Origin of the sequence: Cronobacter muytjensii ATCC 51329 (genome assembly GCF_001277195.1) — a bacterium.
GTDB lineage: Bacteria > Pseudomonadota > Gammaproteobacteria > Enterobacterales > Enterobacteriaceae > Cronobacter > Cronobacter muytjensii.
In genome coordinates this window covers 1217408-1235052 of sequence record NZ_CP012268.1, presented here as the reverse complement: position 1 = coordinate 1235052, position 17645 = coordinate 1217408, and the positions used below count along the sequence as shown (strand labels likewise).

Sequence of the window (17645 nt, the reverse complement as noted above, 5' to 3'; positions counted from 1 at the left end):
TTTTTGCTTTTCTGCTGTGCGTAAGTCTAGGCGCGCCATCCCATTGCCGGCGCGATGTGCTTCAGCACCGATTCAATCACGTGTACGTTATATTCCACGCCCAGCTGATTCGGTACCGTCAGCAGCAGCGTATCCGCTTCGGCAATGGCCTCGTCCTGCTTAAGCTGCTCGATAAGTTTCTCAGGTTCGGCCGCGTAGCTGCGCCCGAAGATGGCGCGGGTTTTCTCATCCAGAAAACCGACTTTATCGCTGTCGTCCCGGCTTGCGCCAAACCAGGCACGATCCCGCTGGTCCATGAGCGGAAAAATACTGCGGCTCACCGATACCCGGGGCGTGCGGGTATGCCCTGCCGCTGCCCAGGCGGCACGGTAAGCGCGAATTTGCTGTGCCTGCTGAATGTGGAATGGCTCGCCGGTTTCATCATCCTTAAGGGTGGAGCTTTGCAGATTCATCCCCAGTTTCGCCGCCCAGACCGCGGTGGCATTGGAGCCAGCGCCCCACCAGATGCGCTCGCGAAGCCCCTCGGACCAGGGTTCAAGCCGGAGCAGACCGGGCGGATTGGCGAACATCGGCTGCGGATTGGGTTTAGCAAACCCTTCCCCGCGCAGCACCTCAAGCAACGCTTCGGTGTGGCGGCGCGCCATGTCGGATTCGTTTTCACCGGCGGCAGGTTCGTAGCCAAAATAGCGCCAGCCATCGATGACCTGTTCCGGCGAACCACGGCTGATACCAAGCTGCAAACGCCCGCCGGAGATAAGATCCGCCGCCCCTGCGCTTTCCGCCATATAGAGCGGGTTCTCATAGCGCATGTCGATAACGCCGGTGCCTATCTCAATATGGCGTGTTCTGGCACCGATGGCGGCCAGCAGCGGAAACGGCGAGGCGAGCTGACGGGCGAAGTGATGCACGCGGAAATACGCGCCATCCGCTCCCAGCTCTTCTGCCGCGACGGCTAAATCGATGGATTGCAGCAGCGCGTCTGCCGCGGTTCGCGTGGCGGACTGCGGCGACGGCGTCCAGTGGCCAAATGACAAAAAGCCGATTTTTTTCATAACGATCCCGTTTTCAGGGCGGGCTGCGCTTGTGCAAAGTGCGCGATGCCCGCCGCGTAGTCTGGTTCAGTGCTCCCACTCTGGACTGATAACGGGCAAGAATAAATGCCATTTGTTTCACATAATGGTTCAAATTTATTGACGGACACCCCTTGAGGGCGTTATCAGGCGTCAACGCCTGGCTTGCAACACTCCAGGAAACAGTGGCGAGCAATGCGGCTGTCTGTCATCCGGTGCGTGAAGCTCGTGACGCGTTCTCATCAGGCCGCGGCCAGCTTACCGGCGGAACACGATTCAGTGCAGGCCTTGCAAAGAGAAAGCCCTGGAAATAGTTAATGCCTGCCGCCGTAAGCCAGCACCACTCCTCCACTTTCTCTACCCCTTCCGCTACCACGGTTATCTCAAGCTCATCGCAGCAGCGGAGAATGCCGTGTACGATGGCCTGTCTCGGGCCGTAAAGATGGATATCGGTAATGATGCTGCGGTCGATTTTAATGATCCCAGGCTGAAAGCGCGTAAGCAGCGACAGCCCGGCAAACCCGGCGCCAAAATCGTCTATCGCGAGATTAATCCCCGCCGCGCGCAACTGGCGGATAGCGTCCTCAAACTCATCAAAGCGCGAGATCACTTCACTTTCGGTGATTTCAACAATCACCTGCTGCGGCAGCAGGCCATGACGCGCGATCTGCGCAAGCAGAATCGCCACCGCGTCCGGCACCTGCACCAGCGAACCGGGCAGCAGGTTAACCGAAATCATATGGCTGCCGATATTCAACGCTTTCGCCAGCGCAAAGGCGACATCTTTAGAGTGGAGGTCGGCTTCATAGAGCGCTTCGCCAGATAATGACGCAAACCAGGCGGCGGGCGAGCCACCGTCAGCGGTACGGATCAACGCTTCGAAAGTTTTAATTTTGCCAGTGAGCGGCTCCACGACAGGCTGCAATGCAAACTGGCAGGTGGCATCGAGCACGACGGGCGCTAAAGCAGGTTGCGAACGCGGCGGCATGAGCCCGACCTGCCAGGCGTCCGGCTGAAACGCCCGGGAGAGCTGCTGGCGATCCGGCAAGCTTAAGAAGGAGCGGATAAATTTATACACCCGCGCTTCACGGGCGAGACTGAACGGCACCACGCTGGAGTCAACCACCGATTTCAGCACCGCGTGCGCTTTAACGCTGCGCAGGTCGAATAGCGTCATCCCGACATTTTCAAAGTGTCGACGCGGGGCATAGTCACGCATCAGCTCCACCACGAAATCGTGCCGCTCATCCTGACTGATGCGCGCGAACAGCGCCTCGACCGAACTCAGTGGCCCTTCCAGCACCTGCAGGAACTGGTCACCATCAAAAACCAGAATGCCGCTGACCTGCATCTGCGCATTACGTGTTTGCGCCTGCCTTACTATGGCGGCAAGGCTTGCCTGGTCGATATCCCCTTTCGCCCGGCTGCGATAAATCAGGGTGGATAGCATCGTTTTCCTGCATTTTTAGGTCATATAAAGTGTCAGTATACCCTGTCGTATTTCGCTGCAATCCGCGAAACAGCCCGCATATATTCTCGCAATGAATGCTATTGCGCCTTTAATCTGCAAAAACATCGACATAGCCGGTAAAAATATTTATTCATAAAATGAATACTTAACAGTGAGCGGATGCCGGCGAACCCGCGGACAGAAAGGGGCAGGCTCAGCGTAATGCGCTTTGCAGACACTTTACAGATTAATGCCATTGCGCCATTCCGTTTAGTTTCATAAACCTGTGCCATCTTATAAGACACAACTGTGCCACGCAGGACAAGGAGACCAGATGAATACCACTACAACATCGCTGACGCCTGATGAGGCGCTCGACAAGCTGGAAGCGTTGTATGATGACGCGGTCAACGCCCTGCGCGACGCTATCAAGGCGTTTATTGACAACGGTACCCTGCCGGACGAAGCCCGCCGGGCTGAAGGTTTGTTTGTCTACCCGCAATTACGGGTGTGCTGGGACGGCGATGCGCGCAAGGCGCAGAAGACGCGCGCCTACGGGCGCTTTACGCATCCGGGCTGCTACACGACCACCATCACGCGTCCGGGGCTGTTTCGCAGCTACCTGCGCGAACAGCTGATCCTGCTTTATGAAGATTACGGCGCGACCATCGAAGTGGGTCCGTCGCAGCATGAAATCCCTTATCCGTATGTGATTGACGGCTCAGCGCTGACGCTGGACCGTTCCATGAGCGCCGGCCTCACCCGCCACTTCCCGACCACCGAGCTGGCGCAGATTGGCGATGAAACCGCCGACGGGATTTTCCACCCGACCGAGTTTTACCCGCTCTCGCACTTTGACGCCCGCCGCGTCGATTTCTCGCTCGCGCGCCTGCGTCACTACACCGGCACGCCGGTCGAGCATTTTCAGCCCTTCGTGCTCTTTACCAACTACACGCGCTACGTGGATGAATTCGTGCGCTGGGGTTGCAGCCAGATCCTCGACCCGGAAAGCCCTTACGTGGCGCTCTCCTGCGCGGGCGGCACCTGGATCACCGCCGATACCGAAGCGCCGGAAGCGGCAATTTCCGATCTCGCCTGGAAAAAACATCAGATGCCCGCGTGGCACCTGATTACCGCCGATGGCCAGGGCATTACGCTTGTGAATATCGGTGTCGGGCCGTCGAACGCGAAAACCATTTGCGACCACCTCGCGGTGCTCCGCCCGGACGTCTGGCTGATGATCGGCCACTGCGGCGGCCTGCGCGAAAGCCAGTCGATTGGCGATTACGTGCTGGCCCATGCGTATCTGCGCGACGATCACGTACTGGACGCCGTGCTGCCGCCGGATATTCCGGTGCCGAGCATCGCCGAAGTACAGCGCGCGCTCTATGACGCCACGAAGCTTGTGAGCAATATGCCGGGCGAAGAGGTGAAACAGCGGCTGCGCACCGGCACCGTGGTGACGACGGACGACAGAAACTGGGAGCTGCGCTACTCTGCCTCAGCGCTGCGCTTTAACCTGAGCCGCGCGGTGGCTATTGATATGGAAAGCGCCACTATTGCCGCTCAGGGGTATCGCTTCCGCGTGCCGTACGGCACCCTGCTGTGCGTCTCGGATAAACCGCTGCATGGCGAAATCAAACTGCCAGGCCAGGCGAACCGCTTCTACGAGGGCGCGATCTCCGAGCATTTGCAGATTGGCATTCGCGCCATTGACCTCTTGCGTGCCGAGGGCGAGCGTCTGCACTCCCGTAAACTGCGCACCTTCAACGAGCCGCCGTTCCGTTGATGGATTCTGGCGCAGCGCGGGCTGCGCCAGGATTTGCAGAATTATTCAGCAAACGGTTCAGCATTTCACATTCAGGCTTTGACAACCCCGAACGGTGCCGTTACTATGCGCCCCGTTCTCGCAATTCCTCTGTAGTTCAGTCGGTAGAACGGCGGACTGTTAATCCGTATGTCACTGGTTCGAGTCCAGTCAGAGGAGCCAAATTTTAGTTCTGAGATGTTTTAGTGAGTCTTAGAGCGTTATAAAACAAACGAACCCGGCACATCTGCTACAGATTGCCGGGTTTTTTGTTTCTGCTGTTTCGGGCACGTTATCGGGCAGCTTACGATTCGATGCCTGCCAGGCGCCTTCGCCAGTGGCATTAACCGATACCGTTGTCCGCAAGATCAAACCCACCGAGAAATCCTTAAGGCTTACCGACAATTCAGGATTGTACCTGCCGCTCTAACCCGACGGCTCAAGGCTCTGATACATGAAGTATCACATCTGCGGAAAAGAGAAAAAGCGAGCGCCCCTGTCCGGATGTTTTCCTGTTTAACGAGTCAACTATTCGATACCGCAAGCGTATATGTATGCGAAGTAGCTGGCCCTGATGCTCATAAGAACGCCCGGATGAAAGAGCCGCGATAGGCTGCGGCGTAAGAACTGGCGCAGTACTTCAATTTTCCAGTGGTATAGGGAACTGGATTATTGAACAAAAAAACACAATACTGTTTTTTGAGAACGGTATGCTATAAACGTTTGAAAATGCAGGGTTTTTATTCCACCATTGCACAACGGATTAATTTAATTGGTGAATCAACTTTTTATATTTAGCTTTTGGGAGATCGTCCTGCGCCAGGTTTACCATCAATGTCACCGTATTTTTGCAGTGGTCTTTGAAGAAATTTTCTTGTTTAAGTTCCTCAAGCACTAACGCACAGTTATCGATGAGTTTGTTGCGAAACGTTCTTAAACTTGCATCCGTTAAAAGTAAGGCGGAATATTCTTCTAATTGTTCCGAAATAATGAAAATTTTATTATAATTTTTATCCTCTGTCCCTTCATATTTCCAATTGGCCGTGGAATATTTATAAAACTCATCTTCATTGTTGTTTTTTGAAAGTGTTTCAAAATGCTCTTTTGTGTTGAATGCAGTCGCAATAAAAGAGGCTTCTTCTGCGGTATATAAACCAAAAGAATTTATAGTTTCATCCGTGTGTTTTCTTATAGTCTCGGTAAAAATTTCTTTTATTATATCTTTTAATTTTTCATTGAAACCGCAAAAATCAAAAGGTGGAATTTTAGGCCTTTTCACAAGACCTTTGACAAAACTTTCAAATGTTTCTGCCAATTCAAAATCAATTTCCTGCGTAGTGTTATTACGCCAGATTCTGGTATGACATATTACTCTTGGTTCCCCCTGCGAACCACACAGAGAATAATCAAGATAGTATTGCTTAGCATATCCGCCGTTGGGCATATGCAGGCCAATGAGAATACCAGAGCTGTATCCTTTTCGTATCCATTTGCTCCAGTCTGACATAAGTGAGAAACGTTTTTCACCACCGATAGCATTCAGAAATTCGCAAATAACAGATTTAATAATTTTCCCGTTAGCATCCTTTTTTTGAAACACATCCCTGCCCAGAATCCCGCCATTATGCCCTTTCATTAAGGCAATGTAAGAGTCTGGTAGTTTAAAGCCTAACTGTTTTTCGCATTGCTGTATTTCTTCATCTGAAACATCCTGACTGATAAAGTCTTTTTTCGACTCAGCATTGTCTTTCCAGAAGCCTTTAAAATCAAAAGCGTTGAACATGTCATTCCTCATAATATGAATTTTTTTACCATCAACCACTCGCCCACCATCAGTACCAGATTCACTATATCACTGCCCCTGGCGAAAACGGGTGCGCATTGATCGGGCCCCCAGAAAAACTGACTCATGTTGGTTACGAAATTCGTTGAATATTAACCACCCACCTCTGTAAAAACAAGATATACATCAAAATTTCAATTGGTAGTCGCGTTTGGGGCTTTATTAAGGGCCTTGCTTCGAAATTTTCAATTAAAATGATTCAAGTTGAATATGATGTGAAACAAGTCGCATCCAGTCAGGGGAGCCAGATTTTAGTTCTGAGATGTTGTAGTGAGTCTTAGAGCGTTATAAAAACAAACGAACCCGGCACGTCTGAACAGCCCCCAGTATTAGATACAATAGTCAGTTAGTAATACCTGTTTTCTTAGTGCCTAATTTCCCATTTCGCCACCGTGCTGCAAACTCTGATGGCGTCTGATAATTCAGTGCTGAATGTGGGACGGCACTCGTTGTAATCCTGCCGCCGGTCATTGATCGTTTTCCTGGCATGAACAATATCGCTGAACCAGTGCTTATTCAGCATTCATCGCTAAATCGTCCGTTAAAACTCTCAATGAATCCGTTCTGCGTTGGCTTACCTGGCTGGATAAGCCGTAGTTCCACACCATGCTCAAAGGCCCATTGATACAGTGCGTGGCAAGTGAACTCCGCCCCTGGTCCGTTCTTATCGTCGCCGGATAGCCCCTAAACAGCGCAAAGCTGACCAGAATACGCGTGACCTGAACGCCTGAAATCCCGAATGCTGCGGTGATCGTCAGGCACTCCTTCGTGAAATCATCCGCACAGGTCAGGCACTTAATCCGGCGACCGCAGGCGAGTGCATCCATGACAAAATCCATCGACCAGGTCAGGTTCGGCGCATCCGGGCGTAAAAGCGGAAGCCGCTCAGTCGCCAGCCCTTTACGACGCCGTCTGCGTTTTAAGCCCAGCCAGAAGAGTGACATTAAAAAGCCCGCATTCTGCGGGCTTTTTGCTTTTCATCGCAGCCTTACATTGCTTTCGGCTGGCCGGGGGGCGCGGGTGAATCCAGCACCACCGGTCGCTTTGGCGGGCGCGGATATTTCTGCAGCCACTTGCCGCTCACCATACGCCAGTAGAAGAAGACGCCGCGCACGGCCCAGTCCAGGAACATCCCGAGCCACACGCCGACCACGCCCATACCGAGCACGATGCCGAGCGTATAACCTGCCACCACGCGACAGCCCCACATGCCAAGCATCGATACCCACATCGCGAAACGCGCGTCGCGCGCGCCCTTAAGCCCGGCGGGCAGCACCCACGACGCCGCCCAGATGGGCATAAACGCGGCGTTGAGCCACAGCAGGACTTTTACCACCTCTTTCACATCCTCTTCATGGGTGTAAAACGATGCGAAGAGCCCGGCAAACGGCGCGCTCGCCCACGCGATGGCAGTCAGCATAAAAGTAGAGAGCCAGAAGACATGCCGCAGCTGGCGTTCCGCCTGGCCAATCTGCCCTTTACCGAGGCGCTTGCCGGTGATAATCGTCGACGCTGAACCGAGCGCATTGCCCGGCAGGTTAATCAGCGCAGCGACCGAGAATGCGATGAAGTTACCGGCGATAACGTTGGTGCCCATCCCCGCGACAAACATCTGCGTCAGCAGCTTACCGCCATTAAACAGCACCGACTCAATGCTCGCCGGCAGCCCGATGCCGAGCACCTCCCAAAGAATATTGAGCTTCAGCGGCGAGAAGTAGCTTTTCAGCGAGATGCGCAGCGCCGGGTTAAAGCCAATCATCAACACGTAAATAATCGCAATGGCGCCGATGTAACGCGAGATGGTGAGCCCAAGGCCAGCGCCGATAAAGCCCAACCCGTCCCAGGAGAAGAGCCCGTAAATTAAAAAGCCGCTGATGACGATATTCAGGATGTTCATCCCGCCGTTAATCAGCAGCGGGATTTTGGTATTGCCCGCGCCGCGCAGCGCGCCACTACCAATGAGGGCGATAGCCGCCGCCGGGTAGCTCCAGGCAGTCAGCTGCAAATAGATAAGCGCCAGTTCTTTGACCTGCGCGGACGCCTCACCGGCCACCACATTGATGATGTATTCGCCAGTCATATGCACCAGCGCCGCCAGCAGCACCGACACTATCGTCATCAGCACCAGCGACTGTCGGGCCGCCGCCCTCGCCCGCTTGCGATCGCGTTTGCCGAGGCTGAACGCCACCACGACCGTGGTCCCTAAGTCGACCGCCGCGAAGAACGACAGCACCACCATGTTGAAGCTGTCGGCAAGCCCTACACCTGCCATCGCCTCTTTTCCGAGCCAGCTTACAAGGAAGGTGCTCAGCACCCCCATCAGCAGCACGCAGGTATTTTCCAGCAGAATAGGCACCGCCAGCGGCGTGATCTCACGCCAGAACAGTACCCGATAGCTTTTACGTTTTTTGTACCAGGGCGTGCGAGCAATTGCCTGGCGAACGGTGGTGGTTACACTCAAAATGGACCTGCGCGCGAAAGTTGAAACCTCATTTCAAATAATGAGTTAGAACCCGCAATCCTGCAAAGGCTTTCCGCACATATTGTCTGAAAATAGCGCGTTATGCTCACAGAACATCCGAACGCGCGATCCGGTGGCAAATGCCATTTGACAATTCGCCCGAGGCCGCTATGATTAGCCTCCACACGATTCCTCTGTAGTTCAGTCGGTAGAACGGCGGACTGTTAATCCGTATGTCACTGGTTCGAGTCCAGTCAGAGGAGCCAGATTTTAGTATTAAGACATCTCAGTGAGTCTTAATGCGTTACAAAAACAATCAGTTAGATTGACCCGGTTGTCCTGATAAGGATTGCCGGGTTTTTTGTCATCTGTAGTTTTTGGGGGCTTAATCGGGAGCCTCACGGTTCGTTGAACGAATGGAGCCCCCCGCTATGGCACCCACTGATACTGCTATCCACAAGCTCATACCCACAGACAAACCCTTCAAACTCGGGGACAGTGCCGGACTGTACCTGCTGATCAAACCCAACGGCTCAAAACTCTGGTATATGAAGTACCGCATTGACGGGAAAGAGAAGAAGCTGGCCTTTGGCCCCTACCCGGATGTTTCCCTGCTTACGGCACGCCAGCTCCGCGATGCGGCACGCAGTAAGTTGAGAAAGAGATAAGCATTAATATAACTCTTAGAGGGTTTGTTTCATACCACGAATAAAGCATGAAGATAATAACTAGCCCAAAGATTACTGAAGAGTTCTTTGGTTTTATAAATGCGGCTAGAAATGTAATGGGAATGACAATATATCTCATATAGAAAACGACAAATCCGAGACTGCGCATAAAACAGGTTGAGGCCAGAACCGGACTCCATCGCTCACAAATCTACGCATGGATGAAAGAAGGCCATTTTCCGCAGTCAATTAAGACAGGCCCTGTCAGTGTGGCATGGCTTGAAAATGAAATTGACAAATGGATTGAGAATACAGTCCGCCTGAGAGCGCTGCGCCCATCGCACAAGAGTAACAACAATGAATAGCAACAAATATAACCTGATTACTATCCCTTGAAAGATTTACGCCCTTTCGGCATGAATCTACGACTCACCCGCAACCCGGACCATGACGAAATCAAAGCCTCAATACGTTTGCGCGGTCCTGAGCATCCCCACATAATCCTGACCACGTAAAGTGGACACAGCTCTAAGCGAAATTCTGGTTTTCAAACTGTTCCGGGCTGAGCCAGTCACAGGCACTGTGGCGACGCCAGCGATTGTCATCGCACTCGATATAATTAAATACCGTCGTTCGTATTATTTCCCGACTGATAAAGCGTTCACCGTGAATGCCTTCGACTTTCAGTGAGCGGAAGAAGTTTTCCGCACAAGCGTTATCATAACAGCAACCCTTTGCACTCATACTACCGCGCAAATTATGCCGCTTCAGCAGCGCCTGATAATCCGCCGGGCAGTACTGCCCGCCACGATCTGTATGGACGATGACATCCTCCGGGCGTTTGCGCTGCCGCGACGGACGCCATCTGTAGCGCATCGCAGGCCAGTTGCGCTGTCATCCGGGAGGACACCGACCAACCGATAACTGCCCGTGACCACAGGTCGATTGCCACGGCAAGGTACAACCAGCCTTCATCCGTACGTAAGCAGGTCATGTCTCCTGACCACTTCTGGTTCGGGCCGCTGGCGTAAGATCCTGTTTCAGCAGATTCTCCGACACCGGCAGACCATGTTCGCGGTAACTGACAGGACTTAACTTCCGTGAAGCTTTCGCTTGCAGCGCCTGACGACGCAGGCTGGCTGCCACGGTTTTCACGTTGAACCGGTAACCTGAGCATGCAGTTCATCGGTCAGGCGCGGTGCCCCGTAACGCTGTTTTGCCCGGCGAAAAGCCTCGTGCACAGCGCTGTCGCAACTCAGACGGAACTGCTGGCGTGAGTTTATCCCCGCGCGTCGCCGATTCCACACATACCAGCCGCTGCGGGCCACCCGGAGCACGCGACACATGGCTTTGATGCTTAACTCAGCCTGATGCTTTCAATAAAGACATACTTCATTTCAGGCGCTTCGCGAAGTATGTCGCGCCTTTGGGAGGATAAGCTTGCCCCACCAGCTGGCGTTTGAGGCGGGCATTTTCAGCGGCGATTTCATTTCCCTGGTCAGAGGATGAGAGCTGTTGCTCCTTTTTACTGCGCCAGTTATAGCGCTGCGATGCATACAGTCTGAGCTTGCGGGCTGTTGCGGCGACACCAATGCGCTCAGCCAGTTTAAGGGCTTCCTGAAGGAATTAAGGTGAGTGCTGCGTGCGGATCTTTTTTATGCTTGATACTGGTTTTTTATGTGAGCTACCTCTGGTTGAGAGTTTATTCACTTAGTCGCGTGTTTACTATTGCTGGGTAGAATCGATGCGCGTTCAGGATAAAACTGAGGCGTTGGACGCCGCGAGCCTGGCTGTAAATAACTAAAGCTTTTCCCATTAAAAAGCCCGCTCAGGCGGGCTTTTCGCTGTGGCGCGCAGCGGTCTGACGTCACGCCGCAGGCATAAAAAAAACCGCCGAAGCGGTTTTTTTCTTTATTCTTCGCCTTTCGGCTCGTGGACTTTCAGCTCGCCCATCGCTTTAAGCTTTTTAGAAATCTCGCGGCGCTCTTTGGAGATTTCGGCGTTTTTGATGATGTAGTCATCAACGCGGTCTTCGTAGTCGCTTTTCATGCTGGCGATGATGCCCTGGATGGATTCCACGCTCATGCCCGGCTTGATGTAGTCGCTCAGGTTATCGAGCAGCAACACGCGCTTCTGGTTGTCACGGATTTTCTTTTCAACGTCCTGGATCTCGCGCTGCAACTTGTTCTTGCGACGGAACAGACGCACGAACTCAAGAACGTCCTGGAATGAAGGTTTGCTGTTTTCCATTTTTACACCCCTGCTGAATATAAGACTCGGATTCGTTAAAACAACCGCATAGCATAAACCTTACTGGCAGCGGCGGTTGATGACAATGGTTTTATCCCGTTCAGGATGCCTGTCACCATCATACTCTGAAACGGTGCTGAATCGAAACAAGCGCCTGCCGTCTGCGGGTTATTTGCGCAGCGCCCGGCAGATCAGCTGCGACAGGCGTTCCAGCTGCTGCGCCAGCTCCATACTTAACCATACATAGCCGTGAATCGGCGTTTCCACCAGATCATTCTGCTGGCCTTCTTTCATAAGCGTGCGCAGCTCCTGCACAATCTCGGCGAGCTTTTCACGGTTCGCCATCACCGGCGACGGGTTGCCCTCGCGCAGCGCCTCGGCAATCGCCGCCAGCGTATTTTCGGTCATCTGCTGCGAATCACGCAGCGTGCGCGCGTTGATCATCAGAAAATGGCTTTCGCGCGAGGCCCACCAGGCGTTAATTTGCATCTCCAGCGTGCAGACCATGTTGCGGCTGGTGGTCTGGATGGCTTCGAAAATGGCGCGCTGAATGTGCGTCTCTTTGCTGGCAGGCGTAATAAACGCGCGCAGCTTCACGACGCTGCCAAGAATTTGCTGTAGCGGCTTATCGAGGCGCGGGCGCTCCACCAGATTCGGCGACAGCCCGGCGTGGTAAATTTTGCCGAAATCGCTGACGAAATTCGCCATCTGGATGCGCCAGTGAATAAACGCGCGCTGCGGCCAGAGGCTGGTGAACAGCATCGCCAGCAGCGAGCCGAAAATCACATCGCCACCGCGCCAGAGCGCGACCAGCATGTCGCCCTGCGGCGCGCCCACCACCACCGAGAGCGTAATGCCGATAAGCAGCGCCTGGTACGGACGCTTGCCGAGCGCCAGGTAACCGCACAGAAACATCGCCAGCGCGCACCACAAGAGCATCGCAGGCAGCAACCAGCCCTCCAGCTGTAACGCTACCAGCCCGAGCGCGGCGCCGAGAATGGTGCCGCCGATACGCTCAAACGCGCGTGGCACGACGTTGCCCCAGAAAGAGATAGGCCCCATCACCACCACCAGCGTAATCAACGGCCAGGTGCCTTCCGGCACGTTCAGCATCCGCACCAGTAAAAAGGTAATGATAAACGCCAGCGCGATGCGCACGCCGTGGACGATGCGGTAATGCTGGTAGAGACGAATTTCGAAAGAGGTAAGCGATTTATCAGCTCGCACGCTAACTTTCCCGTTAATAACCCTGATGAAACGTCGCTTCAGGCGCAACGCCTGAAAATGAGGGGCGCTATTTTCTGATAAAAAACGGGGAAAAGCTGTAATTTTTGGGAAATTCGAGGCGAAAAATCGTGGAATTAACGTTATTTCACCTTTTATTTAACAAAAGCAGCGCACCCGCCGCCAGCACGGGCGCGCGTCAGGGTTATTCGCCGGATGTCTGTACCGGGATATACATATCGATGTCCCAGTAGCCGTCTTTCTTACCGTCGTTAAGATAGATTTCAAAGCACGGGCGCGCCGCCATTTGATAACGGACGTCCTGATGCAGACGTGTAAAGAACGCGAGCCACGGCGTGGCGAAGTCGTTATTTTCAACACGGGCGCGCGCCACGGCATACTGGCCGCCGGGCAAGTCCGTCAGGATAACGCCGACGCTGTTCTCGGGCATCGTGAAATCCGCCGGCACTTCAACCACCGTATCGGCGCGCAGTTTCTCCGGCGCGACCTGCTGCGGATTATCATAGTAGACCGCAATCCAGGCCTGCGGCTGGATATGAAAGTTATCCACCCACATTGTTAACTGCTCAAAGCCCTGCGGCACCGTTTTCTCCCACGGGCCGACCAGATGAAACCCGGCGATTTTTCGCGTGACGATATGCTCGATGGTGTAATCCATGTTCACTCCTCGCTGTTAAAATAGCGAGTATAGTGTGCGGCGCTCACCCGGGCGTCTGTGAGCGCCTTCGCATTGGCAAGAAACGCTTACAGCGTCAGGTGCAGCCAGTCGCCAAAGCGCGAAAAAATACCGCCCTTTTTCACTTTCTCAAGCGTCACCAGCGGCATCCGCGCTATTATCTGATCGCCGTTGTAGAGTTCTATTTCGCCCACTCTTTCATTAGCGTCCAGCGGCGCGTCAAGGCGTTCTCTGTCCAGCAGATATTTCGCTTTCACGTTGGCGAGCTGCGCTTTCGGCAGCGTCAGCCAGAAGTCACGATCGGTCCCGACCGCCACCTGTTCATCTTTGCCGTACCAGACGCGCTCGCTGCCCACTTTTTTGCCTTTCTGGAGGATCTCCACGGTGTCGAACGTCTGCTGGCCCCAGTGGAGAAGTTTGCGCGCCTGATCTTCACGACCTTTCGGGCTGTCGGCGCCCATAATCACCGCGATCAGACGACGTTTACCGTCAACGCTTGAGGCAATCAGGTTAAAGCCCGCCCCGGAGGTGTGGCCCGTTTTCAGGCCGTCAACATTGAGCGTCTTATCCCACAACAGCCCGTTGCGGTTCTGCTGGGTGATGCCGTTCCAGGTCAGGCTCTTTTCACTGTACATATGATAAAACGCCGGCTCACCGTGAATAATGGCGCGCGACAGCACCGCCAGATCGTAGGCGGAGCTGTGCTGCCCCGGCGCGTCCAGGCCGTGGACCGTCTCAAAATGGGTGTCTTTCAGGCCGAGCTTTTGTACGTAGTCATTCATCATCGCGACGAACTGCGGCTGCCCGCCCGCCACGTAATCCGCCAGCGCCACGCAGGCGTCGTTGCCGGAGTCGACAATCAGCCCGCGACTGAGGTCGCGCACCGTGACGCGATCGCCCGCCTTCAGGAACATCAGTGATGAGCCTTCAAAGACGGGGTTATCTTTCGCCCAGGCGTCTTTGCCCACCGTTACCACGTCGTCCGGCGTGATGCGATGGCTGTCGATGGCGCGGTCCACCACATAGCCAGTCATTAATTTGGTCAGGCTCGCCGGGTTACGCTGTTGATGTTCGTTATTCGCCGCCAGTATTTGTCCGGTTGTGTAATCCATTAACACATAGCTACCCGCCACGATGGCAGGCGGCTGTGGCATGGCAGGCGCAGCGGCGTTCGCCTGCGCGGTAATACCGGCCAGCATGATGCAGGAAACGGCAATCATCGGTCTAAATTTCAACAGCATATCCTCAGTAACGTCTTGATGGGGCGCCTTTTTTACGGCAGTTTTTATTTCCTTGCTCCGTTAAATTGCAAGAAAATATGAATAAGATGTGTCTGAACCTCTCTTTTCGCCGGTTTATTTCCCTGTCGATGCCCGGCTGCGGAAAATCTGATAATGCATATTTCACGTACTCTTCCGATTGTGATAAAGGCCGACTCTTTTTAGCCTGGTGACTTTTAAAGGCTGAGGAGAAGGGTATGGCGCAGGGTAAAAGCTGGTCGCCGGAGCTGGAGGGATTACGCGGTCTCGCGTCGTTGTGGGTATTACTGGGGCATATTTGCCTGCTGGTACAGTGCCGCATTCCTCTCTTATATGATCCGGGTATGGGTGTCGATCTGTTTATTTTGCTGTCAGGCTTTCTGATGGCGAAGAATTATCTTGAGCGTCGGGACATTGAGCCCTGGACCAGCAGCCATACCATGCGTAATTTCTGGTTGCGGCGCTTTTTCAGGATTGCGCCGCTCTATTATTTCCTGCTGCTGTTAGCGCTTATTTTCGGCGCCGCGTTTGGCGAATGGCGCGACGTTATCGCACAGGCCTGGCCGTCCACGCAAACCGAGAGCCAGCGCTATGCAGATACGTCCGCAGGTAATATCCTCGCGCATATTTCGTTTGTTTTCGGCGCTATCCCTTATTACTCCTTCCGCACGGTACTGCCGGACTGGAGCATCGGGCTTGAAATGCAGTTCTACCTGCTGTTCCCGTTCATTATGCTGCTGGTGATGCGCTGGGGCTTTTTCGCCGCGTCGTTTGCGGTGATGGTGGGCTGTTTCGCGGCGCGCTGGGCGTTTCCGGGCTATTTCGAGGCGTTCCCGATGCCGTCGATGATCCTGATTAAGCTGCCGCTGTTTGTCGCAGGAATGCTGATTGCCGCCGCCGTGCGCGACAGCCGTCGCCTGTTGCTGCTGCTGGCGTTTCTCGCGCCGGTCATCGCCTGGCAGATGCATATCGCGGTGACGCCAAACCGTCTTATCGCCCAGTGCGTGATGATTGCGGGCCTCGGCGCGCTGCTGTGGCAGGCGCAGGCAGGCTCGCTGTTGCATCAGGCGATGCGCCTGCCGCGCTGGCTCCTGACGCGCCGCGTCAGCCAGTATCTGGGGGATGTCTCGTACTCCGTCTACCTGCTGCATTTGATGATTGTAATCCCGGTCATCGGGATGCTGGTGGAGCACAGCGCGTTCGCGCAGCACGCCTCGCCGGTGCGCCTGTTGATTGCCGCCGCTATCAGCCTGCCTGTCACATACGGGCTGGCGACAGTGCTGTTCCATCGCGTCGAGAAGCCGGGTATCGCGCTGGGCAAGCGTCTGATTACCCGCAAGCCGGTACAGCCGGAGCAGGTATTGCCTTAAGGTCGCTGCCACTTCTTCCTGAGAGGGCTATGGTTTACCATAGCCCTGTTTTTTTACTTACTCTGGATGGTGACCTGGTGTCTGATTCTGCCGCGCAACCGACTTTTCTGTTCCACGACTACGAGACCTTCGGCAAAAGCCCCTCGCTCGACCGCCCGGCGCAGTTCGCCGCTCTGCGCACCGATGAGAATTTTAACGTTCTCGGCGAGCCGGACGTCTTCTATTGCAAACCTGCCGACGATTACCTTCCACAGCCGGAAGCCGTGCTGATAACTGGCATTACGCCGCAGGTCGCCCGCGCGCGCGGCGAGAACGAAGCCGAGTTCGCAAGACGCATCCATGCGCTGTTCACCGTGCCGAAAACCTGCGTGGTGGGCTATAACAACGTGCGCTTCGACGACGAAGTGACACGCAATATTTTCTACCGCAACTTTTACGACCCTTACGCGTGGAGCTGGCAGCACGACAACTCGCGCTGGGATCTGCTGGATGTGATGCGCGCCTGCTATGCGCTGCGCCCGGAAGGGATTGTCTGGCCAGAGAACAGTGACGGCCTGCCGAGTTTCCGGCTCGAACACCTGACGGTCGCTAACGGTATCGAGCACGCCAACGCGCACGACGCGATGGCGGATGTCCACGCCACCATCGCGATGGCGCAGCTGGTGAAAACCCGTCAGCCGCGGATGTTCGATTATCTCTACACCTATCGCAGCAAGCAGAAGCTGGCGACGCTGATTGATATCGTCCAGATAAAGCCGCTGGTACATGTCTCCGGCATGTTTGGCGCCTGGCGCGGCAATACGAGCTGGATAGCGCCGCTCGCGTGGCACCCGGACAACCGCAATGCGGTGATTGTGGTGGATCTGGCAGGGAATATCAGCCCGCTGCTGGAGCTGGACGCCGATGCCCTGCGCGAACGGCTGTATACGCCGAAAGCCGCGCTCGGCGACGACAGCGCGGTGCCGGTGAAGCTGGTGCATCTCAATAAGTGTCCGGTGCTGGCGCAGGCCAATACGCTGCGCCCGGAAGACGCCGAGCGCCTGGGGATCGACCGTCAGCATTGCCTGAATAATCTGAAGGTGCTGCGCGATTCGCCGCAGGTGCGTGAGAAACTGGTGGCGCTGTTTGCCGAGGCGCCCCCCTTCCCGCCCACCAGCAATGTGGATGCGCAGCTCTACGACGGCTTTTTCAGCGATGCCGATCGCGCCGCGATGCGCATTGTGTTGCAGACACCGCCGCAAAACCTCCCGGCGCTGGATATCACGTTCGTGGATAAGCGCATCGAGAAGTTGTTGTTTAACTACCGGGCGCGCAATTTTCCCGGCACGCTCAGCGAGCCGGAACAGCAACGCTGGCTTAACCACCGTCGTGATGTGTTTTCACCGGAATTCCTGCAGGCTTACGCGCAGGAGTTAGAGATGCTCTACAACCAGTATGAAAGCGATAAAGAAAAAACGGCGCTGCTAAAAGCGCTGTATCAGTACGCGCAGGAGATTGTCGGGTAAACCCGGGGGCGGGACAGGCAGGGGAGGTACGCCAGCCCTTC

General features: G+C 54.7%; 11 protein-coding genes, 2 tRNA genes and 4 pseudogenes. 7 read left to right on the top strand and 10 right to left on the bottom strand.

Annotated features, from left to right (window positions below; all coding sequences use genetic code 11):
* Positions 1 to 26: 26 nt before the first annotated feature.
* Positions 27 to 1052: an LLM class flavin-dependent oxidoreductase gene (locus AFK63_RS05645; protein ID WP_038862062.1), complete on the bottom strand. Its 1026-nt coding sequence runs from the start codon at positions 1050 to 1052 to the stop codon at positions 27 to 29.
* Positions 1053 to 1278: 226 nt separating this feature from the next.
* Entirely contained in the window at positions 1279 to 2520 is a 1242-nt protein-coding gene (locus AFK63_RS05640) for a diguanylate phosphodiesterase (RefSeq protein WP_050568131.1), read from the bottom strand.
* Positions 2521 to 2854: 334 nt separating this feature from the next.
* Here AFK63_RS05640 and AFK63_RS05635 point away from each other — a divergent pair, with 334 nt between their 5' ends.
* Together AFK63_RS05635 and AFK63_RS05630 are read left to right on the top strand one after the other, a co-directional pair.
* The gene (locus tag AFK63_RS05635) at positions 2855 to 4309 is read left to right on the top strand and encodes an AMP nucleosidase (RefSeq protein WP_038862060.1); all 1455 of its coding nucleotides are present in this window, start codon (positions 2855 to 2857) and stop codon (positions 4307 to 4309) included.
* Between the two features lie 125 nt (positions 4310 to 4434).
* Positions 4435 to 4510, top strand: a tRNA-Asn gene (locus AFK63_RS05630).
* Between the two features lie 580 nt (positions 4511 to 5090).
* On the opposite strand, the gene AFK63_RS05625 is transcribed toward AFK63_RS05630, so the two are convergent.
* From AFK63_RS05625 to AFK63_RS05615, 3 genes and pseudogenes are all read right to left on the bottom strand, one after another.
* Positions 5091 to 6149 (bottom strand): DUF4303 domain-containing protein, encoded by a 1059-nt coding sequence (locus AFK63_RS05625; RefSeq protein WP_081642064.1) that lies wholly within the window; start codon positions 6147 to 6149, stop codon positions 5091 to 5093.
* 363 nt (positions 6150 to 6512) lie between these two features.
* Positions 6513 to 7099 (bottom strand): annotated as a pseudogene (locus tag AFK63_RS05620) (integrase core domain-containing protein); the annotation flags it as partial.
* A 59-nt stretch (positions 7100 to 7158) separates the two neighbouring features.
* Positions 7159 to 8663 (bottom strand): annotated as a pseudogene (locus tag AFK63_RS05615) (EmmdR/YeeO family multidrug/toxin efflux MATE transporter).
* A 158-nt stretch (positions 8664 to 8821) separates the two neighbouring features.
* On the opposite strand from AFK63_RS05615, the gene AFK63_RS05610 reads away from it, so the two are divergent.
* The 3 genes and pseudogenes from AFK63_RS05610 (at position 8822) to AFK63_RS20230 (ending at position 9664) form a co-directional block, all read left to right on the top strand.
* Positions 8822 to 8897: transfer RNA gene (locus tag AFK63_RS05610), tRNA-Asn, on the top strand.
* 165 nt (positions 8898 to 9062) lie between these two features.
* A pseudogene (locus AFK63_RS05605) lies at positions 9063 to 9293 on the top strand (Arm DNA-binding domain-containing protein); the annotation flags it as partial.
* Positions 9294 to 9460: 167 nt separating this feature from the next.
* Positions 9461 to 9664, top strand: coding sequence for an AlpA family transcriptional regulator (locus AFK63_RS20230; protein ID WP_071603656.1), 204 nt, complete (start codon positions 9461 to 9463; stop codon positions 9662 to 9664).
* Positions 9665 to 9827: 163 nt separating this feature from the next.
* Here AFK63_RS20230 and AFK63_RS20995 read toward each other — a convergent pair.
* The 5 genes and pseudogenes from AFK63_RS20995 to dacD all read right to left on the bottom strand — a co-directional run bounded on the left by AFK63_RS20995 (position 9828) and on the right by dacD (position 14705).
* A pseudogene (locus tag AFK63_RS20995) lies at positions 9828 to 10904 on the bottom strand (IS3 family transposase).
* Between the two features lie 306 nt (positions 10905 to 11210).
* Complete coding sequence (locus AFK63_RS05595; protein WP_007728894.1) at positions 11211 to 11549, bottom strand: DUF496 family protein; 339 nt, start codon at positions 11547 to 11549, stop codon at positions 11211 to 11213.
* A gap of 168 nt (positions 11550 to 11717) precedes the next feature.
* A complete protein-coding gene (locus AFK63_RS05590) occupies positions 11718 to 12776 on the bottom strand; it encodes an FUSC family protein (RefSeq protein WP_038862045.1) in 1059 nt (352 codons plus the stop codon).
* A gap of 202 nt (positions 12777 to 12978) precedes the next feature.
* The gene (sbmC, locus tag AFK63_RS05585) at positions 12979 to 13452 is read right to left on the bottom strand and encodes a DNA gyrase inhibitor SbmC (RefSeq protein ID WP_038862043.1); all 474 of its coding nucleotides are present in this window, start codon (positions 13450 to 13452) and stop codon (positions 12979 to 12981) included.
* Positions 13453 to 13538: 86 nt separating this feature from the next.
* Entirely contained in the window at positions 13539 to 14705 is a 1167-nt protein-coding gene (dacD, locus tag AFK63_RS05580; RefSeq protein WP_171998145.1) for a serine-type D-Ala-D-Ala carboxypeptidase DacD, read from the bottom strand.
* A gap of 242 nt (positions 14706 to 14947) precedes the next feature.
* Here dacD and AFK63_RS05575 point away from each other — a divergent pair, with 242 nt between their 5' ends.
* Both AFK63_RS05575 and sbcB read left to right on the top strand, forming a co-directional pair.
* Positions 14948 to 16099, top strand: coding sequence for an acyltransferase family protein (locus AFK63_RS05575; RefSeq protein ID WP_038862039.1), 1152 nt, complete (start codon positions 14948 to 14950; stop codon positions 16097 to 16099).
* A 77-nt stretch (positions 16100 to 16176) separates the two neighbouring features.
* Positions 16177 to 17604, top strand: a complete 1428-nt coding sequence (gene sbcB / locus AFK63_RS05570) for an exodeoxyribonuclease I (RefSeq protein WP_038862348.1) — start codon at positions 16177 to 16179, stop codon at positions 17602 to 17604.
* The last annotated feature ends 41 nt before the right edge of the window (positions 17605 to 17645 follow it).